The organism is Sulfurospirillum sp. 1612, assembly GCF_036556685.1.
Lineage (GTDB): Bacteria > Campylobacterota > Campylobacteria > Campylobacterales > Sulfurospirillaceae > JAADIZ01.
Genome location: NZ_CP140614.1, coordinates 464,828 through 486,657 on the forward strand (window position 1 = coordinate 464,828; position 21,830 = coordinate 486,657).

A 21,830-nucleotide genomic window follows, 5' to 3' on the forward strand; every position below is an offset into this window, starting at 1 on the left:
TATGAGAGGGTATAAAGTCTTTGCAGGAACTGCAAATCCTGAATTTTCAAAAAAAGTTGCAAAATATTTAGCTTTACCGCTCTCGCCAGCTCAAATCAAACGATTTAGTGATGGTGAGATTAGTGTACAGATTAGTGAAAGCGTTCGTGGCAAAGATGTATTTATCATACAATCCACCTGTGCTCCTGCTAATGTTAATTTGATGGAGTTATTAATCCTCACTGATGCATTGCGACGAAGTTCTGCCAATTCAATCACCGCAATTATGCCATATTTTGGTTATGCGAGACAAGATAGAAAAGCAGCGCCAAGAGTGCCAATTACTGCCAAATTAGTTGCCAATATGATTCAAGCTGCGGGCATTGACAGAGTGGTAACCATCGACTTGCATGCTGGGCAAATCCAAGGATTTTTTGATATTCCTGTAGATAATCTCTACGGAACGATTGTTTTTCATGATTATGTCAAAAACAAAAATCTCAAAAATCCTATTGTTGCAAGTCCAGACATCGGTGGTGTGGCAAGAGCGCGAAGTTTTGCTAAAAAACTCGGCGTGGATATGGTGATTGTTGACAAAAGAAGAGAGCGTGCTAATGAAGCAGAGATTATGAATATTATCGGTGATGTCGAGGGCAAAGATGTTATTTTGATTGATGATATGATTGATACGGCCGGTACGATTGTCAAAGGGGCTAAAGTGCTCAAAGCCAAAGGGGCAACCAGCGTGATGGCATGTTGTACGCATGCGGTACTCAGTGGCCCAGCTTATGAGCGTATTGAAAGTGGTGATTTAGATGAGTTAATCGTCTCCGATACGATTCCTCTAAAACAAGAATCAAGTAAGATTAAGGTACTCAGCGTTGCTCCAACATTCGCTGAAGTGATTCGACGTGTTTATCACAATGAAAGTGTTAATGGACTGTTTGTTTGATTGATCAATCTCGAATTAGAAACTTTTCTATCATTGCCCATATTGACCATGGCAAAAGCACGCTAGCTGATCGCCTGATCCAAGAGTGTGGGGCGGTAAGTGAGCGCGAGATGGGTGCTCAAATGATGGATACCATGGATATAGAAAAAGAGCGTGGCATTACCATCAAGGCTCAAAGTGTGCGTTTGACCTATGTTAAAGACGGTATATCTTATATCCTCAACCTAATCGACACTCCCGGTCATGTGGATTTCTCTTATGAAGTATCAAGATCACTAGCCTCCAGTGATGGAGCGCTACTTGTTGTTGATGCGAGCCAAGGGGTAGAGGCTCAAACCATTGCCAATGTTTATATTGCATTGGAACACAATTTAGAAATCATTCCGGTACTCAATAAGATTGATTTACCCGCAGCTGACCCTGAGCGTGTCAAAGATGAGATTGAGCATGTTATCGGACTTGATTGTGATGATGCCATCGAAGCGAGTGCGAAAAGTGGCATAGGGATTCGAGAACTTTTGGATAAAATCGTCGAAAAAATTCCTGCTCCACATGGTGATGAAGATGCGCCGACAAAAGCGATTATTTATGATAGTTGGTTTGATAATTATCTCGGAGCTCTTGCGCTGGTTCGGGTTTATGATGGTGAAATCAAAAAAGGACAAGAGATTTTTGTGATGGGTACGGGCAAAAAACATGAAGTCCTCAATCTCATGTATCCTCATCCTCTAGCTTTGCAAAAAACAGCGGCGATCAAAACTGGCGAAGTTGGCATTGTTGTCTTAGGATTGAAAAATATCGGCGACGTGCGCGTGGGTGATACGATTACCGATAACAAAAATAAAACAGCACAACCTATCAAAGGATTTGAAGAGATTAAATCATTTGTATTTGCGGGGATTTATCCTATCGAAACGGATAAGTTTGAGGATTTAAGGGATGCGCTTGATAAATTAAAACTCAATGATGCAAGTATCTCTTATGAGCCTGAAACCTCCGTGGCTCTTGGTTTTGGATTTCGTGTGGGATTTTTGGGATTGCTTCATATGGAAGTGGTCAAAGAGCGATTGGAGCGGGAATTTGGGCTTGATCTCATTGCTACAGCTCCGACAGTGACTTATAAAGTAACCAAAACCAGTGGTGAAGTCCTAGACATCCAAAATCCCAGCCAGTTACCTCCGGTTAATGAAATCGGAAGTATTTTAGAGCCCTACGTCAAAGCGACCATTTTGACACCAACGGAGTTTCTGGGGAATATTATCACACTTTTAAACAATAAGCGTGCCATACAAGAGAAGATGGATTATATCACGCAAGAGCGGGTACTTTTGGAGTATCTGATTCCGATGAATGAAATTGTTATGGATTTTTATGATAAGCTCAAATCGGTGAGCAAAGGATATGCGAGTTTTGATTATGAACAAACCGATTACAAAGAGGGTGATTTGGTCAAACTTGATGTCCTAGTAGCAGGAGAAGTCGTGGACGCACTCTCTATTATCGTGCCACGACAAAATGCCACGACTAAAGGTCGAGAATTTGTTAAAGCGATGAAAGAGATTGTGCCAAGACAACTCTTTGAAGTGGCAATTCAAGCAAGTATTGGCAATAAAGTCATTGCAAGAGAAACAGTCAAATCAGTAGGTAAAAACGTCACGGCGAAATGTTATGGTGGTGATATCACGCGAAAACGAAAATTGCTTGAAAAACAAAAAGCAGGGAAAAAAAGGATGAAGTCCATCGGTCGGGTGCAACTTCCACAAGAGGCTTTCTTAACCGTCTTAAAATTAGATTAGAGTAGCACAATGCGGTGTCTGCTCTGTCTAAATTTTAGCACTAAGACAATCTGCTCACACTGTTTAAATACGCTGCTTACTCCCACACCCCACAAACGAGTACTAGAGAGTGGTCTTTGTGTGTACTCTTTTTACAAATACAGTGAACTTTGCAAACTCTTACATACCAAGCATACGTATATCGGTGCTAAAATATTTGCTTATTTGAGTCATCATGCTATCTTGCCTTTTTTAAAAGAGGCAAATTTGAGAGATGTTGTCTTGCTTCCTATTGATGACCATGTCAGAGGGGGTTATTCGCATACTGCGGTGATGGCTCATGAGCTAAAAACCGTACTCCCTACGATATATGGATCCATAAGAGCACAAAATCCTATCCGCTATTCTGGACAAAAACTCAAAGTAAGACAAGCGCAGAAGAGAGATTTTAAAATCAAATGTAAAGCAGGAATTTCTGCCATTTTGATTGATGATGTGGTGACCACAGGGAATACATTGATGGAAGCACAAGCGACATGTCAAAAAAATGACATCATGATAGCCTTTGCTATCACCTTAGCGGATGCGCGTGAAGATACCCCATTAGGGTTTAAAAAGGGGTAAAGGAGAAGCGAGTTCTCCTTCACATTGTATTACTTGATTTCAATTTTTTTGGTTTTATTATCGATGACATCAAGTTTTGGAATGACGACTTCTAAGACGCCATCTTGAGAGTTGGCATGAATATTTTCGACATCGACCTTTTCAGGAAGTGTGAAACTTCTTGCAAAGCTACCATAAGCACTTTCCATTTTATAGTAGTCTTTTTCTTTGACCTCATTTTTGACTTTTCGCTCTCCTGAGATTGTGAGGGTATTGTCTTTGACATTGACCTCAATCTCCTCTTTTTTAACCCCTGGCAAATCGACTTCTATATGATAAGCATTTTCCCCTTCGATGGTATTGACTTTTGGTTTGAAATTGACGATATTGGAATCATCTAACTTTGAATCGAAGAAATTCATGAAATCATTAACCAAATCGTATTTGACCATGGTTGCTTCTGGATTGGTAAATGGATTGTATTTTCTGATTAACATTGTATCTCCTTTTTTTATTGGAATTTTATAACAAAATAAAAAAAAGAGTATGCTACTTAAGTTGCAATTGGGTGATTTTTTTCAATAATTTTGTGAGATCTTTGATGGTGATGTTTTTGCGCTCTGCGCTGAGAATATTTTGACGTTCAAACGCTTTAAGGTGGCGCTCGATTACTTGTCTAACGGTGCCGATGAGATTGGCAATCTCTGTGTTGGAGAGATTATGCAGCAAATTGTGTTTGAAATTATTGTCGGGATTCATATTTTCAAGTAACAATTTTATGAGTCTTTGCGTGGTATCAAGGAGCGACAAATCACTAGCTAAGGATTCAGTATGACGCATTTGTGAGGCGATATATGGGAAAAACTTTTTATTAAACTCTGGTTTTGTATCAATCCATTCACGTACTTTTTCGATAGGAAATTGCAATGCTTGTGTTGGCGTGAGGGCTTCATACATGAGCGGGTGTGATGTCTGATCAAGCAGTATGATAGTATCGAGCATATCACCGCGACGATAGATGAAAAACGTTTGCTCTCTTAGCGTGTCGAGATTGAGTTGATAGGCCTTGATTTTTCCATCAATAATCGAATAGAAATGTTGCATTAAATCATCCGCAAAATAAGGAATATCGCCTTTTTTAAAATGAACGATTTTAGCGCAGGCATTAATCTCATTTTTAAAGGCATCGTCAAAACCTTGAAATAATTGAAGTTCTTTTTGCTTTGCCATCTGTTTTTCCATAAAAAATTATAACATATTTATACAAGTTCACGCTATGATATGAGGGATTTTAGAAGCGATTTTGAATAGTTTTTGGCTAGATAGAGGTCATTCACGACGATGGCAGTCATCTCTGATTTAATATTAAAATTTTTAGCGATTTTTTCTACCAAATCGATATTTTTTTTGTATGAATCTGAGGTCGCTTCATACATCTTTTGAATCTCTTCTATGGCACTATTGTCCCCGCTTCTTGCTTGATGAAATGCGTGCGTACTTTTGAGAATTTGGCTGCGCAAATTTTCATAAAAATTTTGTTCATCCATACTCGGGGCATTGTAAAGTTGCGCAAGATCCAAAAGCATGTCTTTGATTGATTTTGATGCTGCTGTGAGAAGAGCAATTTTGCGGGAGAGATGCTCTAAGATTTCTTGAGAATCTTTGTCTTGATTTTGGATACTAATGGTAGAAATATAACGATAAATTTCTCCTTCTAAGAGACGAATTTGTTCGTAAATTTTATGATAAGAGAGATGAATATTGTCTTGATATGATGATAAAATAGCCGTATCCATTGTATCATGAGACTCCAAAATCTTATGATTGGGTATGTTGATGGCATAGAGGGCAAAACGTTCAATTTTATCGCTGAGGTATTCAATCTCTTTTTGAAGCGCATCAATCGCCGTTTGTGTATCATGAGCGGGAGTTTGGTGGATATATTGGGTGACGGTATGGGGTGTTGTTTTGAAAAATTTTTGCAGCAATTTTGAAAATTTTGCGATTAACGGAAACCAAATGAGCACACCAATGACATTATACAAAGAGTGAAACAGTGCGATTTTGATGACACTCTCAGCAGTTGGCAGGAGATAATTGACAACAGCAATAAGCGGGAAGAGTAAGCACAATGCCATGAGGTCGGTTGTAATATTATAAATCACATGTGCTGCAGCCGTTCTTTTTTTATTGGAAATACCGCCAAGAGACCCCAAAATGATGGTGATGGTCGTACCAATATCTGCACCGATGACAAAGGCACCTGCGGCATGAAATGTGATGAGATTGGCAAAGAGGGCACTTTGTATGATGGCAATGGATGCAGAGCTCGATTGGATTAAAGCGGTTAAAACAAGCCCAATCACCGCGTACCAATAGGGATTTTCCAAAGTAATCGATGCAACGTCAAAATGCTTGGCAAAAATTCCCAAACTATCCTTCATCTCATTGAGACCTAAAAAAATCAGACCGATACCAAAGAGCACACCACTATAATTTTTCCATTTGTTCTCATTGGATATCAACACCTTGCCAAGTCCTCCAAGCCCTATCATGATGTATAAAATCAGTGTGATGTTGGCTTTAAAACCGACAATGGCCATAATCCAAGCTGTTGCGGTGGTACCTAAATTGGCACCAATAATCACCGATACGGCACTTTGCAAGCTCATCATCTCTGCCCCGATGAGTGAGAGTACCATCAAAGAGACTAAGGAGGAACTTTGGAATATGGTCGTAGCAGATATTCCGATAAAGAGACTTGACATATTGGTTTTGGTTGCCTTTTTCATCATTTTTCTAAATGACGTGCCAGCAGATTCTTTAATTTGAGCTTCGAGAAAATACATACCAAAGAGAAAAAGTCCAAGACCTGAAAATGCTTGCAACAGTATGCTGGTATAATGCATCTTGTCCCCTTTTCTTTTTTTAATTATAGAACATAAATATATAGAATATGTTAAAATGTCGCAAAAAAAGGAAATCCTCCATCAAACAGCATATCTTAAAGGGAAATATTTTTGGACTTATTGCTATTTTATTGTGGTCCACACTAGCAAGTTTTAGTGTTTTAGCCAAGCGAATTCCACCGCTTGAGCTCACTGCCATGGCTTTTTTTATCGCTTTTTTAATTGGTTTGATACTTTGGAAAAAAGAGAAAAAAGGGATTGTAATCCATCTCAAATTTCCGCTTCGCGTGTGGTTGATTGGCGTGGGGGGACTTTTTGGATACCATTTTTTCTACTTTTTAGCATTGCAACATGCTCCTGCGGCAGAGGCTAATTTGATTAATTATCTGTGGCCTCTTTTGATTGTGCTATTTAGCTCTTTTTTGCCCAATGAACACCTGCGTTGGTTTCATGTCATCGGCGCACTTTTAGGCTTAAGCGGTGTCGTGATTTTGGTGAGCGGTGGCGTTGGATTTCATTTTCAAGCAGCCTATTTTCAAGGTTATCTATACGCACTCTCTTGCGCGATGATTTGGGCGAGTTATTCAGTACTCTCTCGCTATTTTGCGCATGTTCCAACAAGTGCTGTGGGTGGATTTTGTGGTGTGACTGCGGTGTTGGCCTTGATATTTCATTTCATCTTTGAGACAACGGTTATTCCAAACATCACCGAGATACTGGCGGCTGTCATGTTAGGCTTAGGCCCTGTGGGTGGTGCGTTTTTTGTTTGGGATTATGGCTTGAAACATGGAGATATCAAACTCTTAGGCTCATCCGCTTATGCGATACCATTGTTATCAACACTATTGTTGCTCATCTTTGGTCTCTCTTCTGTGAGTTATAGTTTGTGGATTGCGTGTGCTTTGATTATCTTAGGCTCACTCATCTCATCGCTAAATCATTTTAAAAAGAGAAAATCAACACAATCATGAAGGCTTTTTCTTATTCTGCTTGTATTTGATACGATCTTCTTTGGCTTTTTCTTGAAGGCGCTTCCATGCATCACTTTGTTCTGATTTTTCAAGCTCAATTCCCGGTTTTTCACTGCTTTGGGTAAGGGCAAGATCTATTTTGGGGCAATTTCGGGTGCATTCACCACAATAGATACACAAGTGATGATTGTAGTGATAATGTTTCGTCCCATCTAAATCTTGTGTGAAGACAATCGCACTGGTAGGGCAGACCTTCTCACAGCGATCACAAAAAATACATTCTGCCTCAGTGTATTGTATCAGACCTCGGTAATGCGCACTCTTTGGGATTGGCACGCTAGGATAGGCATGCGTTAGTGGTTTTTTAAAGATATTTGAGAAGGATTCAATCATCGATTTTATCATGATATCTCCTATTTTGCCGTGCAGGACATACACGGATCAAAAGAGGCCAAAATCGCAGGGGCATCGGCATAATTGGCTCCTTTAAAAATCTTGATAAATGTCGGTACTTGCGAATAAGTCGGCGTTTTGATGCGCACCCGACGCAACATATTGCCACCATCGGCTCTGACATAATAAAAAATCTCGCCTCTAGGTGCCTCAAGTCGGATGAGGGCCTCTCCTTTGGGTTTGCCTTTTACTTTGAGTTGAATTTCCCCCTCTGGCAATCCTTGGATAATGTTTTGTACCATCTGAATCGAGTTTTTAATCTCATACAAACGCACCATATTTCTTGCATAAATATCACCACCCTCAAACAAGATGGTTTCATATCCTACTTCCTTATGGGGCATCACATTGCTTTCTAACCTCGTATCAATACGCGCGCCGGTGGCTCGAGCGAGTGGGCCCATGGCATTGTAAATATACGCATCCTCTTTGGAAAGTACGCCGATGCCTTTGAATTTTAAAGAGAGCGACCAATTGGTTTCAAATGCCTCAATCAAATCGTCAATCTTGTGATCTAAAATCTGAACTTCTTTGAGGATTTGTTTCTCAATGGCTTTATCGATATCACGATTGACTCCACCCACACTGATATAATCAAATTGTATGCGGTTGCCGCTGATGGCCTCTTGAAGTTGCATAATGGCTTCACGATCATTCATAATCTTCATAAACATCGCTTCAAATCCCGCATTTTCAACCGTGTGAGAGAGACAGAGCATGTGAGAGTGGATGCGATCAAGCTCCAACATCAAGACGCGCAAATATTGAATCTTTTTGTTCAATTCAAGACCCAAAAGTTGCTCGATGGCATAGGTGTAAGCGAGCGAATGGGTGATGGCACACAGCCCACAAACACGAGCGACAACATAACCGACTTGTTTGTATTCAAATTTTTGGGTACAAGCCTTTTCGATGCCACGATGTACAAAACCCACATCCCAATCAATACCGACAATCTTTTCATTTTCGGTGGTAAATTTAAAGCGCACCGGTTCTAAAAGAGAGATGTGTTGGGAACCGATGGGAATATTAATGCTTTTTTTAGGCATTGTCATCTCCTCTTAGCGGGTATTTTTGGGAGCTCTCATCAAGATACAATCCCTTATCAATGCCTTGAATATCAATACCGAAAAGATCTACCACCTCACGCTCGCTCATGATGGCACTGGGGATTATATCCATGATTGAGGGCACTATCGTATCATAAGAGATGGTGGTGGTAAAGATTTGATACTCACTATCGCTGAGGTATTTAGAGAAGATCCATTGGAGTTTGCAACGCCCTTTGATATCATCAGCATTCAGACAGACAAAATGCCAAATCTTTGGATCATAAAAATCTTGAATCTCTTGTTTTAACTCTTCTAGTGCAATCTCTTTTATCATGTAAAGTCCTTTTTGACTTTTTCTTTTTCATTGGTTTTGGCCTCTAATATATCTATGGCTTTGATAATCCCATCGATAATGAGTTCCGGACTGGCGGCACATCCTGGGATATAAACATCAACAGGGATAAATGAATCGATACCATTTTCGACATTATACATATCGCGAAAGACCCCTCCGGTACACGTACAACTCCCTAGCGCGACGACTACTTTAGGCTCAGGGATTTGTTTGTAAAGCTCAATCAATCTCGCACGTGAGCGATAGGTGAGGGCTCCGGTGACTAAGAAAATATCGGCTTGTTTGGGGTTGCCGTTGTTTAAAATCCCAAAGCGCTCCAAATCATACTTTGGAGCAAGCGCTGCGAGGATTTCAATATCACATCCATTACAACTGCCACAATTATAGTGTAAAATCCACGGAGATTTTTTCTTGTAGGTATCAAGATTCATAATAAACTCCCCATAATGCTTAAAATACTCAAGCCAAACCCATAACTATAAATAAGACGCACCATGTCACTGATTTTGATGCGTGCGGTGGCATTATCGATGAGATTGACCAATAAAAAGGAGAAAAGCACCAAAAAAATCCCCATAAGATGATGACCTCCACAGAGAATATAGATAAAACTGTAGATGAAAATCGTCTCTAAAAATTTTGCCATATAAATCATCTCATATAAGATACCTCCAAACTCAACATCAATGCCACCGACGAGTTCTTGATGGGCTTTGGGTGCATCAAAGGGAGATTGGCCTGTGATGGCAGGCGTGATGAGTAACAAAGCTAGATAACTCAACAAAAGCGGAAATACAGAGTGGGTGCTCTCTAAAATCTGAGATATTTCAAAACTGCCATAATAGAGATAAAAGGCGATGGCATTTAAAAACAAAATCGGCTCATACGCCACAATACTCAGTAGTTTTCTATTGGCGCCTAGATTTGAAAATATCGACTTGACACTAAAACCTGCTAATATATAAAAGAGTGAAGCCATCAAGTGAAAGGAGATGATGTAGAGTAAATTGGCGCCAAAAAATATCAAAAAAATCGTCAACCACAGGGTTAAAAAGTAAAACAATCCTAATACTCGATGGATGTTGTTGATAAAAAGCGCTCTTTTATTGATGAGCTTGAGCATATCATAAAAAGGTTGCAAGAGTGGTGGCCCGATGCGCCGTTGCATTTTCGCCCTCAAGACGCGTTCAAAACCATAGATAAGACCACCCCAAAGCGGAGATAAGAGTGCTAGTATGAATGCTATCATGATACACCTGCTACAATCAAAGCACTCAAAAACAAGAGACACATGATGAGAATGAGACGGGAGACACGAGTAAAATCAAAATAAAAATTACCAAGCTCTTGGGGGTCTTTCTCCCCGCAATAATACTCATGTGCTGGGTCCATTTTTATTTTTGGTGATCGTTTCAATAACATAAAAAATCCTATCAAGGTGAGGGTTGCCAAGATGATATATAACAGCGTTTGTGGATTGGGCAGGGTCATCATGATAATACCAAAAGCCATAACGACAAAGAGAAATAAAGAGCCCGATAAGAAGCCTAGATGCATCTTAGACTGATGCTGCTGAGCTCTTTTTGATACTAAGATTAAGCTGGTGACTTTAAAATATAAAAGCACCATCAAAGAAGAACCCATAACGATAAAGATAAGGACAAAAGCATACAAGATATTGAGGTGGATGAGTTCACTCAGATAGGCGATTGAGAAGATTTTTGCAAAAAACAGCCCAAAAGGCGGTAGACTCAAAGAGGCAAAAGCGATGAGAATCATCACTGCTAGTAACGGCGCTTTTGAGATAAGATTTTCAAAATCATTGATACTGCGAATTTGATACTCTTTTTCTAAAATACCCGCGCACATAAACAAAATCGCTTTGGAGAGAGCATGAAAGAAGATAAGATAGAGCACGATGGTCTCAGCATATGGGGTTCCAATCGCCGCGATACTCATCATCAACGCCAACATCGCAATGGTCGAGTAGGCTAATATCTCTTTGAAATTATCCTTATCCAAAGCTTTTAGCATCGAAGAAAAAAACACAAAAGCACCATAGAGTGATATCAAAATGGCAACAGATTGGCTAAAGGATGGGGCGAGTTTGAGAATCAAAAACGGGGCGATTTTTACCATAGTAGCAGCATGCAAGATGGCACTCACCGGAGTTGGCGCCACCATAGCTCCTACCAACCAGCGCTCAAAAGGCATCATCGCTCCTTTGACAAAAGCGGCAAATGCCAAAAATACCATCGCAATTTGCAAAGGATTGGGGTTTTTTAAAATGGCACTAAAATCAATCGGAAGTTGATAATATAACAACATGCTAATTCCCATCAACAAGAAGACACCGCCGATTTGGTTGATCATAAGGGCATCCAGAGCATTCTGTATGGAGATGGCATCTTCGCGAAAGCGAATCAAGAGATACGATGAGAGCGTCGTGAGCTCAAAAAAGAAGAAAAACAAGAGCAAATCATCAGCAAGGACGAGCATATTCATAATCGCAATAAAAATCCAGAGATAACTCAAAAAGAAATTTTTTTTCTTAGGCGAAGTGGTCTCGTATTGGATGTAGCGATAGGCATAGATGACAATTGTCGCACCGACAAGATTGATGATGATGAGCATCAATGCGGCTAATTTATCCAACACTAAGACAGAGGTATGCGTCGCTAAGAGGTGTGCGTGAGCATAGAGATAAAAAACCAACTGTATTACCGCAAAGGTGATGATTTTTTTGTGGTGATTGTGCCATCCGACATAAGCAAAATAGAGCAATAAAATGATATCTAATAGATAGATAAGAGGCTCAAACCCTGCGGTGATATTGAGATGAATCACCCGCTCTTGTGTCAAAAAAACCAAAGCGAGCGTACTGAGGAGTATCATAGACAAAAATGAACAAAAGTAGAGTACTTTTTTATAATCTAAAAGGGCAAGTATGAAGAGGATGAAGGGAAGAAAAACATATAATAATAAAATCATAATCTTCTATTGCCTCCTTCGTCTAAAAAACCTTTTTAGGGTGTGAGTATTTTGATTAATTCTATAGGTGTGATGCCTAACTCATTTGCGATGGGTTTGATTTTGCTATTTTTATCAGCTTGAATACCTTTGTCTTGTAAAATTTTAACAGCACGTTCTAAATCCAAATTTTTGGATTGGCAGACTTCACCCAAGCTCATTCTCCCCCAACCGCCACTTTTTTGACTTTTGGTGGTATTCGTTTGTGTTGATGCGGTGATGATTTGATAGAGTTTTACTGGAGCGAGGTGATGTTTCTCGGCCAAGGTGGCAAGAGGCTGGTTGGCTGAAATATTAGTGATTCCATTGGCTTGCAAACGGGCTATTGCATTATTGAGGTCGATATTGGTTTTATCGCACAACTCTTTTAAGCTAAGTAATTCTGCATGAGGAATCGGCGCTTCATTGTGTTTTGTTTCCCAGCTATTTTTGACACTCGCTTCAAAATCAGTGAAGGTTTTAAAGGGAGGTATTTGATAGAGCGTGCCGAAGATAAAAAGGAGAGCAAAGCCAAAGGCCATGGCAAACTCTTTAGTAAGAATAGAAAAATTTCGTTCTTTATTTTGCAGATAGTGCATCAAAGGACGCCAGTTGAGATAAAGATGCAGTGCAATCCCTACGATAAAAAGCACCATAAAGGTGACGTGTAAATCGGTATATTGATCCTTGCTCAGACCAAAAAGCTCCCAATTGGTCCAATGCGCAACACGACCTTTTGGAGAAATAAAAAGAAAAATCCCAGTATAGGTCATAATAATAAACGAGAAGGTAATGGATAAAGATACGAACTTTCTAAAACTGCTCATGATACCCTCCTTTTAAAAAGGTTATTATAATTATAACATTATCTTGATGAAAAAGCGTCTCTTCTCTTTTAAGATGCGGCAATCTTCTTAATAATGATTCGAATCACACTGGCTTCTCCATTGTGTGCGGGACCTTCTTGAAGAAAAATTCTCTCTTGAGAGAGTTTATAAATCTCACAAGGAAGTGCTGAAAAAATCTGATAAAGCGAATCCAAACGATAGAGTAAATCAACATTTTTAGGTCCACCACTTGTAAAATTAAGTTGTGATGTACTGAAAAATTCAGCGATAAAATACCCTCCGACACGCAGGGCTGTGATGATTTTTTGGAACATCTCTTTTTGTTCGTTGGCATGAAGATGCATGTAGGTTGATGCGATGGCATCATAAGTATCATGATCTTCCCATTGCGATATTAACAGGTGTTTTAGATGAATGTCAACATGGTGTTCTTTCGCTAATCGTTCAACTTTGTTCAATCCCACATCAGAGGCATCTAGCGCGGTGACATCAAACCCTTGCTGTGCTAAAAACAGTGCGTTTCTTCCTTCTCCTTCGCCAAGGCAAAGAATTTTTGAGTTTTTTGGGATGATTGGGTAATTTGTCTTGATAAAATTATTGGCTTCTAAGCCGTATAAAAAGGTTTCGGAGTTAAATTTTCTATTCCACATTTCGCGCATTTGTTTCTCTTTTCTTATGAATTTTTATTATTTTACCCAATGTTAATTAATATTGAAATAAATAATGTATAATGGGCCAAACATTCAAGGACGGTCATAAAAAATGCAAGATGATGAAATCATAAAAGCCTTTGAAACCTTTGATGAAGACAAAGACAGTTTGGTTATTTCAAGTAGCAGTTTGGATAATATTCCTTTAACGAATTATTCCCCCTTTGTTAAGAAGGAGGGCGCTTATTATATCTGTGTGAGTTCTAATTTGCCCCATTATAAGAATATGATTGAAACAAAACGTGCTCATGTTATGATTATAGAAGATGAAAAAGATGCAGAGCATATTTATGCAAGAAAACGTCTCTATTTTGGTGTTTCTTGTGAGCTTGAACCCGATCAGGAGAGTATTTTCAAACTTTTTGATGCACGCTATGGTACCGCGCTCTCTTTTATGCGAAATATGAAAGATTTCAAAGTTATCAAGCTCATACCCCATGAGAAAAGCTTGGTATTAGGATTTGGAGCAGCGTATCGGATGAATCTCAAGGGAGAATTAGAATATAAAAAAATCAAACATCAATAAGGCGGTATGGTATGAATGAACTCTCAAGGAAATTTGTATTTTATGGTGCGCTTTTTATGGCGCTAGCTGTAGCAATTGGCGCATTTGGCGCACATGGTCTCAAGCAGAGTCTCACCAAAGAGATGGCCGTGGTTTATCATACTGGAGTGACGTATCAATTTTATCATGCTCTTGGCCTCTTTGCTGTTGCTTTTGTGGCACATTTTAATCCGTGTAAAAAAGTAGCATGGGCAGGGTATTTGATGATTTTCGGTATGGTTTTATTTTCGTGTAGTCTTTATGCCCTCAGCATCACCCATATCATGTGGTTGGGCGCTATTACGCCTATTGGAGGCACGGGTTTTATTGTCGCGTGGATTTTGTTGGCATGGGGTGTAAAAGAAAAATCTTTTGCTAAAAAATAGTCACTGAACATAGACGCATGGCTATGTTTTGTGGTAGTATTTATCATAAATTATAAGGAGTCAGTATGAATGCATATGAATATGCGATGGAAATGGAAAAAGAAGGAGAGAGTTTTTATAGAGAGTTGGCCAATAAATCAACCGATATTGGAATTAAAAATATCTTTTTAAATTTAGCCAATGAAGAAGTCAAGCATTATGAACTCTTTAAACGATTGGCCCAAGAAGAGGGTGATGCTAGTGTTCCTAAAATGAATGTCATGAAAGATGCCAAAGCCATTTTTGCTGAGATGAAAGCATCCGGTCGCGATTTGGACTTTGGTCATGATCAGGTTGTATTGTATCAAAAAGCGCTAGAATCAGAGAAAAAAGCTTATGATTTATATGTGAAAAAAGCAGATGAAGTCACAGATGCCAAACATAAAGAAATCTTTTTACGCATTGCAGCAGAAGAGAAAAAACACTTGGAGCTTTTAGAAAACCTTGTTGATTTTGTCGATAGTCCAATGAACTGGCTAGAGAGTGCTGAATTTTACAATATGGGTGAAGCCAGATAGTTTTTAGATTTTGCCAAATATGATATCAAATTTGGCAAAAATTCTATAATTTGGTTTGAAATCATGAGCCTTGCTAAAATTGACTCCGGGACTCAACTCATAAAAAAACCATTTTCGCCATATATTTCTTCTATAGGTAATTTGTGTGAGATAATTGTTGATTCCGGAGAAAATCTGTGTCTCTCCTGTCGCGTCATTGACTGTCGCGACATATTTTGTATTGCCGTAAAACCCTTGCGTGATTTGTAAGCCTTCTTTATCATTGGGGGTCCAAAACAGATGCAAGAGGGCATCATAATCCATACCCTCTCCTTTGGTACTACTCCCCCGCTGTACTTCGATGCGAAAGAGCATCTTGCGGTGTGCCATATTTTTATCAAAATAAACAATCGTATGCTCTTTAAACTCATCTTTGGTGGAGTATTCAAAACTTTGAACCGGTTCGATTTTCCAATCATCAATCATCTTTTTATAAGAAAAACGTGCACGAGTAAAAGGGTAAAACCCTCGTGTTCCAAGAGAGTATTTTGAGGCGACACTTTTATTAATACCCTCAAAGAAACTCAATCCTATCTCTGTTTTGCCTTCTGTATTATCTGCTTTTTCTGTTAGTGTGTCAATTTGGTCACTGTTGAGGTTGTTGATAAAGAGTTTAAATTTTTGATTAGAGCGATTGAGTGCCAAACTCGCGCTGATTGTTTCACCAAAGTCATTGGCATCTTTTGAATTGTATTGCCCATGAGTACTGAGTTTAATGAAAGATTTTCGTGTTTCATTGAGAAACTTCTCACTCTGAAAAAGGGCATCAGCTTTTCCCGGGTCATGCACGGCTTGATTTTTGGGTTGATATAAAAATGTATCGATTTTATTGGCGATGAAATCATCAATGGCTATGGCCATACTCTCGGTTTGATTTGACAAAATACTATGGGCTTGGTCGATATAGTTATGGTTTTGAACGGTAGTATTATTATCTTGTGCAAAAGATAGGGAACATAAGAAAAGTAATATAATCTTTTGCATCCTATCTCCTATGATATGAAATTACAAATCTATAACATCTGTTTGTAGAGAGTATTTAAATCTCCTAATACCCAAATATCAGATATCTTGTCATCTTTAATCGTAAAAAAAGAAGCACCATTATATGTAATCCTTCTTTGTGTCGGTTCAAAATCAAATAATTTACCCAGATGAGTACCATGATAGATAGCCCGTGCGGCGATTTTATTTTTTTCTGATAACATCAACTCCACCCCATGATAGAGATCCGGTAGTGCTACTAAAATCATGTCAAAATAGGCTTCAAACTCTTTTTTCCCCCGACACGTGACATCAAGCGTCCCTCGAAAAACAATATCATCGTGCATCAATGTGTCGATATAGGATTTGTCCTTGGCATTCCATAAATTCTCATAATAAGATTCTACAATTAACTTATTGGTATTCATCTCTTCGTCTACTCTTTTAAAATAAATTTTTATTCTTGTGACATTATACACCAATTTATCATTTTTGAGAAAAATCAAGGGCTCTATCTCTTATAAAAGGAACCGCGATTTTATTAATGAAATGTAATATATTATTGATGTTTTATAAATTTTGTTTATATAAAATAATCATACAAATCACAAAGCTCCCTCAAAGGTTATAGCGCGGCAGTGGAACACGCTCATGATACTATGATTATGAATACCCAAGCGAAACATCTGAGTGATACTCAAATCCATGCAGTCGTGACAAATATCAAAAGTTTACATCAAAAAATGTAAACCTTTTAGCGGGATAAAAAAGATGGAATAATACTCTATTTATCTCGCACTTTACCCCTGGTTTTCCCCTGTTCTACACTATATTGGCATTGTTGATTGACGATAAAAGACTCTTTTTTTCTGAAGCTGTATTCAGAAAATATCAGTAGAGTTTTTGTATGAATCAATATAATGTCAAAGTTTTAAATTTAAGGAGGGAACATGAAGTTAGGGAAATTAAGTCTAGCGGCAATCTTGGTAGGAGGACTCATGACGAGTTCCTTTGCGGCAGACACACTAGCGGGGGCATTCAAAGAGGGAAAAGTCAAAGGAACACTGAAGAGTTGGTATTTTGATAGAGACAATGGCACAACAAGCGCTTCTATTGTCAATATCGGTATGACACTCAATTATGTAACGGGAAGTTTTCATGGCTTTAGCATGGGTGTGACGGCACAATCAAGTGCTTCTCCTTTTGCTGATGATGCGGCGAAAACTCTTTTTAAAGGCGATGAATACGGCTCAGGTGCAGTTTTCTCTGAAGCCTATTTGAAGTATGCAATGGGTAAAACCAATATCAAAGTCGGACGTCAATTTATCCAAACACCATTGGTCGGTGGTAGTGGTTCACGTTTCATAAAACAATCTTTTGAAGGGGCATTGGTAGTCAATAGCGATCTTCCTGATACTCTCTTAGCAGCAGGAGTGGTGACAAAATATCAACGCAGAACGGATTTTTCAGGAAACGTCGGGACTTTTGATAATGTAGGCGATGATGAAAATGCTTATACTCTTTTGGCCATTAACAAATCAATCCCGGGCGTAAAACTCACCGCTCAATATGCAACGTTGAAAAAGTTTGCAGATCTTTATTATGGTGAAGTAGCTTATGCCGGAAAAACCGATACGTTTGCTTATGGTATTGCTGCCAATTATGAGCGTAAAGACCCAGATAGTAGTGCAAAAGCGGGTACTCTTTATGGTGCGAAATTAAGTCTTGGATATGATGCATTGAAATGTTTCGTAGCTTATAGTCGTGTTACTGATGATAATGATGTCAAAGGAAATAACGGCGGTGTTGGTCTAGGTGGTGCAACTCAAGCAGCATACGCCAGAGGATACCAAGCAAAAACAGGTACGTATGATCGCGATAACAAAGCGTACTCTGTCGATGTTAATTATAACTTCAAACAATATGGTTTGATGCTAGGAGCACGTTATACAAGCGTGGATACAAATCCTCTTTATAGCGGTGGCAAAGATAAGATTACGTTGACAGATGTTTATAGTAAATACAAATTTACAGGAGCCCTTAAAGGTCTGTATGCGGATCTTTCATATCAAGGCTATGGTGCAGATTTAGACGGACATGAAATTTGGTTTAAAGCCAACTACAAGTTCTAATCTTTAAATTCACATCATGAGACTCAAAAGTGATGGCTTTTGAGTCTCAAATCCCCTATATCCCCACATTCTACTCACTTTTATCTGATATAAATGAAACTTTAAGTAAAATAGTACAAATTTAATTTTGAGGTTAGTGTATGAAAAGTATTTTTGACAAGAACCAAGATATTCAAGAAGTAAATATAGAAGATTCTATAAAGACCAGCTATCTTGATTATTCTATGAGTGTTATTATCGGTCGCGCGCTTCCTGATGCTAGAGATGGACTCAAACCGGTACATAGAAGAATTTTGTATGCCATGAACGATCTTTCTATCTCTTCTCGTAGCCCCTACAAAAAATCTGCACGTATTGTCGGTGATGTAATTGGTAAGTATCACCCTCATGGAGATACGGCGGTTTATGATGCCCTTGTACGGATGGCGCAACCTTTCTCTATGAGAATACCATCTGTGGATGGACAAGGAAACTTTGGCTCGATTGATGGTGATAATGCTGCGGCCATGCGTTATACAGAAGCTAGGATGACACCACTGTCTGAAGAGTTATTGAAAGACTTGGATAAGGATACGGTTGATTTTGTAGCAAACTATGATGATAGTATGGTAGAACCCGATGTTCTCCCAAGTCGTGTGCCAAATCTTCTGTTAAATGGATCTAGCGGGATTGCCGTTGGTATGGCTACCAACATTCCTCCGCATTGTTTGGATGAATTAATCGATGCTTTATTGTTGTTGATTGATAAGCCAGAAGCAGAACTCGAAGAAATCATGCAATTTATCAAAGGCCCTGATTTTCCAACACGAGGAATCATCTTTGGTAAAAAAGGTATTTTAGATGCATATAGAACCGGTCGCGGTCGTATCAAAATCCGAGCAAAAGTACATATTGAGAAAAAGGGAAATAAGGACATCATCATTATTGATGAATTGCCATATCAAACCAATAAATCGCGATTGATTGAGCAAATTGTCGGATTGGTCAAAGACAAACAAGTCGAAGGCATTAGTGAAATCAGGGATGAAAGTGATCGTGATGGTATTCGCGTGGTGATTGAACTCAAAAAAGATGCGATGAATGAAATCGTACTCAACAATCTCTATAAATCTACTAATCTCGAAGTGACATTTGGCGTTATTTTACTTGCGATAGAAAACAAAGAACCTAAAGTTTTTACACTCATAGAGCTCTTACAACTTTTCTTGAAGCACCGAAAAACCGTCATTATTAGACGTACCATCTTTGAATTAGAAAAAGCCAAAGCCCGTGCGCATATCTTAGAAGGTCTTAAAATTGCACTTGATGATATTGATGCGGTGATTAAGCTCATCAAAGCCAGTGCCGATGCAAAAGAAGCCCGAGAAGGGTTGGTTTCCCAATTTGGACTCAGTGAGATTCAAGCCAATGCTATCTTGGATATGAAATTACAACGTTTGACAGGTTTAGAGCGTGAAAAAATCGAAAACGAATTAGCAGATTTGATGGCTGAAATCGAGCGATTGAGCGCGATATTGAAAAGTGAGACGTTATTGAATGATTTAATCAAGCAAGAATTGCAAGAGATTAAAGATAAATTCAAATCTCCAAGAATCACAGAAATCGAAGATGATTATGATGATATCGATATCGAAGATTTGATTTCAAATGAACCTATGGTCGTGACGATTACACACCGTGGTTATATCAAACGAGTTCCACTTAAATCTTACGAAAAACAAAACCGTGGTGGCAAAGGTAAAACAGCGATTACGACGTATGATGATGACTTTATCGAGAGTTTCTTCGTCTCCAATACTCATGATACCTTGATGTTTGTGACTGATCGGGGTCAACTCTACTGGTTGAAAGTTTACAAAATTCCAGAAGGAAGCCGAACGGCCAAAGGTAAAGCTGTGGTCAATCTCATCCAGTTGCAACCGGATGAAAAAATTATGGAAATCATTCCGACTACGGACTTTAGCGAAGAGAAATCTTTAGCATTTTTTACAAAAAATGGTGTTGTAAAACGTACTAATTTGGCTGAGTTCAAAAATATCAGATCCGTGGGTGTCAGAGCGATTACCTTAGATGAAAATGATGAACTCGTCACAGCAAAAATCGCAACCAAAGATGCCAAAAACCTCTTTATCGTGACTAAAAAAGGCATGTGTATCCGATTTGATATTAATGATACAAGAGAGTTAGGAAGAACAGCACGTGGTGTGACAGGAATTCGCTTTAAAGAAAGCGAAGATGAAGTCGTAGGTGCGGTCACAATTTACAATGAACAAGAAGAGCTTTTGACGGTCAGTGAAAAAGGTATCGGCAAACGTACCACAGCAGAAGAGTATCGCCTCCAAAAACGTGGGGGTAAAGGTGTGATTGCCATGAAACTTACTGCTAAAACTCAAGATTTAGTCGGTGTTGTTATTGTCGATGAAAACAAAGATTTGATGGCGCTTGGAAGCAGTGGCAAGATGATTCGCGTGGATATGCAAACGATTCGAAAAGCCGGTCGAAATACCAGTGGTGTGAAAGTCGTCAGCGTATCGGGTGATGATATTGTAGCGAGCATTGCACGATGTCCAAAAGAAGAGCCTGAAGAGTTAGATGTCTTAATGGAAAGTGAGTTTTCAAATAACGAAAGTTAAATTGGAATGGGAGTTGCTTAGTATCATAAAATTATAGAAAAGGTGTGTTCATGAATAAATTTGTTTTTTTGATTTCTTGTAGTCTTGGTGCCTTGATTTTTTTCTCTGGCTGTAACGGTATTGGTATGCAACCAGAAGCCAAAAAACCTGAAGTTGTCCAGAAGGTTATCGTGCAAAAGGCAAGTAAAAAAGATATTGAGAAGATCATCAAGGATGAAAAACTGGCATTTTATAACAATATTCCTGACAAGGAATTTTCAGTTTATGGTGAGGGTATTGCTCCTATGAACACGGTATCTCCAGCACAAGCAGTTGCTTTAGCAAAAAGAGCCGCAGTTGCAGATGCGTACCGCCAATTGGGTGAGAAACTTTATGGTGTTCAAGTAAACTCCAAAGAGACAATCAAAGATGCGTCTTTGAGAGATTCTCGGATTGAAACACGTGTGAATGGTCTGATTAAAAATGCGACCATTACTGAAACATCTTATAAAGATGGCTTGTATACCGTGAGAATGGTATTGAAAATGAGCGGGAAAAGGTGGAAAGAAATCTTTTCTTACTAGTTGTATTGATAGCTCAATGCTTCGGGGGTGATACTTTTTGGTTTTCATATAAAAGTGTCACCTCCAATCAAATTCTAGTGGAAGAAGAAAAAAATATCTCTCCTTTAGTGGTGCCTTACAACGGAAAGATCTCTAGAAAATGTCACGTACCCATTCATACACATATCGGTGAAACAAATCTCCAAAAACTCAACAAAAATTTTGACAACATTCTCCCATGCTTTTACCAATCTGATACTATTGTCACATCTCGAAGTGTCATTTCAAAAAACAAAAGCTACGATATTGTCGAGGTTGTGATTGCTCCGATTCGGTTCATAGTAGATTTTAAAGATGATTTTGCTAATATATCCATTCTTAAGAAAGAATAAAATAA

General features: G+C 38.8%; 24 protein-coding genes. 11 read left to right on the plus strand and 13 right to left on the minus strand.

Features of this window, described 5'->3' with window-relative positions:
- Position 1: 1 nt before the first annotated feature.
- The 3 genes from SFB89_RS02355 to SFB89_RS02365 all read left to right on the plus strand — a co-directional run bounded on the left by SFB89_RS02355 (position 2) and on the right by SFB89_RS02365 (position 3,330).
- Entirely contained in the window at positions 2-931 is a 930-nt protein-coding gene (locus SFB89_RS02355; protein WP_331775347.1) for a ribose-phosphate pyrophosphokinase, read from the plus strand.
- Positions 931-2,727: a translation elongation factor 4 gene (gene lepA, locus SFB89_RS02360; protein ID WP_331776043.1), complete on the plus strand. Its 1,797-nt coding sequence runs from the start codon at positions 931-933 to the stop codon at positions 2,725-2,727. The genes SFB89_RS02355 and lepA overlap by 1 nt, the downstream gene beginning before the upstream one ends.
- 120 nt (positions 2,728-2,847) lie before the next feature.
- Positions 2,848-3,330: a phosphoribosyltransferase gene (locus SFB89_RS02365; RefSeq protein WP_331775348.1), complete on the plus strand. Its 483-nt coding sequence runs from the start codon at positions 2,848-2,850 to the stop codon at positions 3,328-3,330.
- Between the two features lie 29 nt (positions 3,331-3,359).
- Here SFB89_RS02365 and SFB89_RS02370 read toward each other — a convergent pair whose 3' ends face one another.
- The 3 genes from SFB89_RS02370 to SFB89_RS02380 are packed head-to-tail and all read right to left on the minus strand — an operon-like array spanning position 3,360 to position 6,218.
- On the minus strand, positions 3,360-3,806 hold the full coding sequence (locus SFB89_RS02370; RefSeq protein WP_443082174.1) for an Hsp20/alpha crystallin family protein: 447 nt from the start codon (positions 3,804-3,806) through the stop codon (positions 3,360-3,362).
- Positions 3,807-3,858: 52 nt separating this feature from the next.
- A complete protein-coding gene (locus SFB89_RS02375) occupies positions 3,859-4,539 on the minus strand; it encodes a Crp/Fnr family transcriptional regulator (protein WP_331775349.1) in 681 nt (226 codons plus the stop codon).
- A gap of 44 nt (positions 4,540-4,583) precedes the next feature.
- Complete coding sequence (locus SFB89_RS02380) at positions 4,584-6,218, minus strand: Na/Pi cotransporter family protein (RefSeq protein ID WP_331775350.1); 1,635 nt, start codon at positions 6,216-6,218, stop codon at positions 4,584-4,586.
- Positions 6,219-6,265: 47 nt separating this feature from the next.
- Between SFB89_RS02380 and yddG the strand changes: the two genes are divergently transcribed.
- On the plus strand, positions 6,266-7,189 hold the full coding sequence (yddG, locus tag SFB89_RS02385; RefSeq protein WP_331775351.1) for an aromatic amino acid exporter YddG: 924 nt from the start codon (positions 6,266-6,268) through the stop codon (positions 7,187-7,189).
- Here yddG and SFB89_RS02390 read toward each other — a convergent pair.
- The 8 genes from SFB89_RS02390 to SFB89_RS02425 form a co-directional block, all read right to left on the minus strand.
- The gene (locus SFB89_RS02390) at positions 7,184-7,594 is read right to left on the minus strand and encodes a 4Fe-4S binding protein (protein ID WP_331775352.1); all 411 of its coding nucleotides are present in this window, start codon (positions 7,592-7,594) and stop codon (positions 7,184-7,186) included. The genes yddG and SFB89_RS02390 overlap by 6 nt on opposite strands.
- Positions 7,595-7,602: 8 nt before the next feature.
- Positions 7,603-8,691 (minus strand): hydrogenase large subunit, encoded by a 1,089-nt coding sequence (locus tag SFB89_RS02395; RefSeq protein WP_331775353.1) that lies wholly within the window; start codon positions 8,689-8,691, stop codon positions 7,603-7,605.
- Positions 8,684-9,028 (minus strand): NADH-quinone oxidoreductase subunit C, encoded by a 345-nt coding sequence (locus tag SFB89_RS02400; protein ID WP_331775354.1) that lies wholly within the window; start codon positions 9,026-9,028, stop codon positions 8,684-8,686. The genes SFB89_RS02395 and SFB89_RS02400 overlap by 8 nt, the downstream gene beginning before the upstream one ends.
- On the minus strand, positions 9,025-9,480 hold the full coding sequence (locus SFB89_RS02405; RefSeq protein WP_331775355.1) for an NADH-quinone oxidoreductase subunit B family protein: 456 nt from the start codon (positions 9,478-9,480) through the stop codon (positions 9,025-9,027). Before SFB89_RS02405 ends, SFB89_RS02400 begins: the two co-directional genes overlap by 4 nt.
- Positions 9,477-10,298 carry an NADH-quinone oxidoreductase subunit H gene (locus SFB89_RS02410; RefSeq protein ID WP_331775356.1) on the minus strand — a complete coding sequence of 274 codons (822 nt, stop codon included), beginning with the start codon at positions 10,296-10,298 and terminating at the stop codon, positions 9,477-9,479. The genes SFB89_RS02405 and SFB89_RS02410 overlap by 4 nt, the downstream gene beginning before the upstream one ends.
- On the minus strand, positions 10,295-12,040 hold the full coding sequence (locus SFB89_RS02415) for a proton-conducting transporter transmembrane domain-containing protein (RefSeq protein WP_331775357.1): 1,746 nt from the start codon (positions 12,038-12,040) through the stop codon (positions 10,295-10,297). The genes SFB89_RS02410 and SFB89_RS02415 overlap by 4 nt, the downstream gene beginning before the upstream one ends.
- A gap of 35 nt (positions 12,041-12,075) precedes the next feature.
- The gene (locus SFB89_RS02420) at positions 12,076-12,885 is read right to left on the minus strand and encodes a DUF4405 domain-containing protein (RefSeq protein WP_331775358.1); all 810 of its coding nucleotides are present in this window, start codon (positions 12,883-12,885) and stop codon (positions 12,076-12,078) included.
- A gap of 68 nt (positions 12,886-12,953) precedes the next feature.
- Positions 12,954-13,565, minus strand: coding sequence for a class I SAM-dependent methyltransferase (locus SFB89_RS02425; protein ID WP_331775359.1), 612 nt, complete (start codon positions 13,563-13,565; stop codon positions 12,954-12,956).
- A gap of 103 nt (positions 13,566-13,668) precedes the next feature.
- Between SFB89_RS02425 and SFB89_RS02430 the strand changes: the two genes are divergently transcribed.
- The 3 genes from SFB89_RS02430 to SFB89_RS02440 all read left to right on the plus strand — a co-directional run bounded on the left by SFB89_RS02430 (position 13,669) and on the right by SFB89_RS02440 (position 15,103).
- Complete coding sequence (locus SFB89_RS02430) at positions 13,669-14,142, plus strand: hypothetical protein (RefSeq protein WP_331775360.1); 474 nt, start codon at positions 13,669-13,671, stop codon at positions 14,140-14,142.
- 11 nt (positions 14,143-14,153) lie between these two features.
- On the plus strand, positions 14,154-14,546 hold the full coding sequence (locus SFB89_RS02435) for a DUF423 domain-containing protein (protein ID WP_331775361.1): 393 nt from the start codon (positions 14,154-14,156) through the stop codon (positions 14,544-14,546).
- 65 nt (positions 14,547-14,611) lie between these two features.
- The gene (locus SFB89_RS02440) at positions 14,612-15,103 is read left to right on the plus strand and encodes a ferritin-like domain-containing protein (protein ID WP_331775362.1); all 492 of its coding nucleotides are present in this window, start codon (positions 14,612-14,614) and stop codon (positions 15,101-15,103) included.
- A gap of 3 nt (positions 15,104-15,106) precedes the next feature.
- Here SFB89_RS02440 and SFB89_RS02445 read toward each other — a convergent pair whose 3' ends face one another.
- Together SFB89_RS02445 and SFB89_RS02450 are read right to left on the minus strand one after the other, a co-directional pair.
- Positions 15,107-16,126 carry a hypothetical protein gene (locus SFB89_RS02445; RefSeq protein ID WP_331775363.1) on the minus strand — a complete coding sequence of 340 codons (1,020 nt, stop codon included), beginning with the start codon at positions 16,124-16,126 and terminating at the stop codon, positions 15,107-15,109.
- A gap of 29 nt (positions 16,127-16,155) precedes the next feature.
- Complete coding sequence (locus SFB89_RS02450; protein WP_331775364.1) at positions 16,156-16,632, minus strand: ester cyclase; 477 nt, start codon at positions 16,630-16,632, stop codon at positions 16,156-16,158.
- A 444-nt stretch (positions 16,633-17,076) separates the two neighbouring features.
- On the opposite strand from SFB89_RS02450, the gene SFB89_RS02455 reads away from it, so the two are divergent.
- From SFB89_RS02455 to SFB89_RS02470, 4 genes are all read left to right on the plus strand, one after another.
- Complete coding sequence (locus SFB89_RS02455; RefSeq protein ID WP_331775365.1) at positions 17,077-18,258, plus strand: OprD family outer membrane porin; 1,182 nt, start codon at positions 17,077-17,079, stop codon at positions 18,256-18,258.
- 140 nt (positions 18,259-18,398) lie between these two features.
- The gene (gyrA, locus tag SFB89_RS02460) at positions 18,399-20,891 is read left to right on the plus strand and encodes a DNA topoisomerase (ATP-hydrolyzing) subunit A (RefSeq protein WP_331775366.1); all 2,493 of its coding nucleotides are present in this window, start codon (positions 18,399-18,401) and stop codon (positions 20,889-20,891) included.
- Positions 20,892-20,941: 50 nt separating this feature from the next.
- The gene (locus SFB89_RS02465) at positions 20,942-21,454 is read left to right on the plus strand and encodes an LPP20 family lipoprotein (protein ID WP_331775367.1); all 513 of its coding nucleotides are present in this window, start codon (positions 20,942-20,944) and stop codon (positions 21,452-21,454) included.
- Positions 21,430-21,825, plus strand: coding sequence for a hypothetical protein (locus tag SFB89_RS02470; RefSeq protein ID WP_331775368.1), 396 nt, complete (start codon positions 21,430-21,432; stop codon positions 21,823-21,825). Before SFB89_RS02465 ends, SFB89_RS02470 begins: the two co-directional genes overlap by 25 nt.
- Positions 21,826-21,830: the final 5 nt, after the last annotated feature.

What these genes read in the sequence shown, in the direction of transcription:
- SFB89_RS02415 (WP_331775357.1), bottom strand. Translation starts at nt 12,040, where the DNA reads ATGATTTTATTATTATATGTTTTTCTTCCCTTCATCCTCTTCATACTT.
- SFB89_RS02375 (WP_331775349.1), bottom strand. Translation starts at nt 4,539, where the DNA reads ATGGCAAAGCAAAAAGAACTTCAATTATTTCAAGGTTTTGACGATGCC.
- SFB89_RS02465 (WP_331775367.1), top strand. Translation starts at nt 20,942, where the DNA reads ATGAATAAATTTGTTTTTTTGATTTCTTGTAGTCTTGGTGCCTTGATT.
- SFB89_RS02355 (WP_331775347.1), top strand. Translation starts at nt 2, where the DNA reads ATGAGAGGGTATAAAGTCTTTGCAGGAACTGCAAATCCTGAATTTTCA.
- yddG (WP_331775351.1), top strand. Translation starts at nt 6,266, where the DNA reads ATGTTAAAATGTCGCAAAAAAAGGAAATCCTCCATCAAACAGCATATC.
- SFB89_RS02430 (WP_331775360.1), top strand. Translation starts at nt 13,669, where the DNA reads ATGCAAGATGATGAAATCATAAAAGCCTTTGAAACCTTTGATGAAGAC.
- SFB89_RS02435 (WP_331775361.1), top strand. Translation starts at nt 14,154, where the DNA reads ATGAATGAACTCTCAAGGAAATTTGTATTTTATGGTGCGCTTTTTATG.
- SFB89_RS02455 (WP_331775365.1), top strand. Translation starts at nt 17,077, where the DNA reads ATGAAGTTAGGGAAATTAAGTCTAGCGGCAATCTTGGTAGGAGGACTC.
- SFB89_RS02380 (WP_331775350.1), bottom strand. Translation starts at nt 6,218, where the DNA reads ATGCATTATACCAGCATACTGTTGCAAGCATTTTCAGGTCTTGGACTT.
- SFB89_RS02410 (WP_331775356.1), bottom strand. Translation starts at nt 10,298, where the DNA reads ATGATAGCATTCATACTAGCACTCTTATCTCCGCTTTGGGGTGGTCTT.
- SFB89_RS02445 (WP_331775363.1), bottom strand. Translation starts at nt 16,126, where the DNA reads ATGCAAAAGATTATATTACTTTTCTTATGTTCCCTATCTTTTGCACAA.
- SFB89_RS02390 (WP_331775352.1), bottom strand. Translation starts at nt 7,594, where the DNA reads ATGATAAAATCGATGATTGAATCCTTCTCAAATATCTTTAAAAAACCA.
- SFB89_RS02425 (WP_331775359.1), bottom strand. Translation starts at nt 13,565, where the DNA reads ATGCGCGAAATGTGGAATAGAAAATTTAACTCCGAAACCTTTTTATAC.
- gyrA (WP_331775366.1), top strand. Translation starts at nt 18,399, where the DNA reads ATGAAAAGTATTTTTGACAAGAACCAAGATATTCAAGAAGTAAATATA.
- SFB89_RS02420 (WP_331775358.1), bottom strand. Translation starts at nt 12,885, where the DNA reads ATGAGCAGTTTTAGAAAGTTCGTATCTTTATCCATTACCTTCTCGTTT.
- SFB89_RS02370 (WP_443082174.1), bottom strand. Translation starts at nt 3,806, where the DNA reads ATGTTAATCAGAAAATACAATCCATTTACCAATCCAGAAGCAACCATG.
- SFB89_RS02405 (WP_331775355.1), bottom strand. Translation starts at nt 9,480, where the DNA reads ATGAATCTTGATACCTACAAGAAAAAATCTCCGTGGATTTTACACTAT.
- SFB89_RS02400 (WP_331775354.1), bottom strand. Translation starts at nt 9,028, where the DNA reads ATGATAAAAGAGATTGCACTAGAAGAGTTAAAACAAGAGATTCAAGAT.
- SFB89_RS02440 (WP_331775362.1), top strand. Translation starts at nt 14,612, where the DNA reads ATGAATGCATATGAATATGCGATGGAAATGGAAAAAGAAGGAGAGAGT.
- SFB89_RS02395 (WP_331775353.1), bottom strand. Translation starts at nt 8,691, where the DNA reads ATGCCTAAAAAAAGCATTAATATTCCCATCGGTTCCCAACACATCTCT.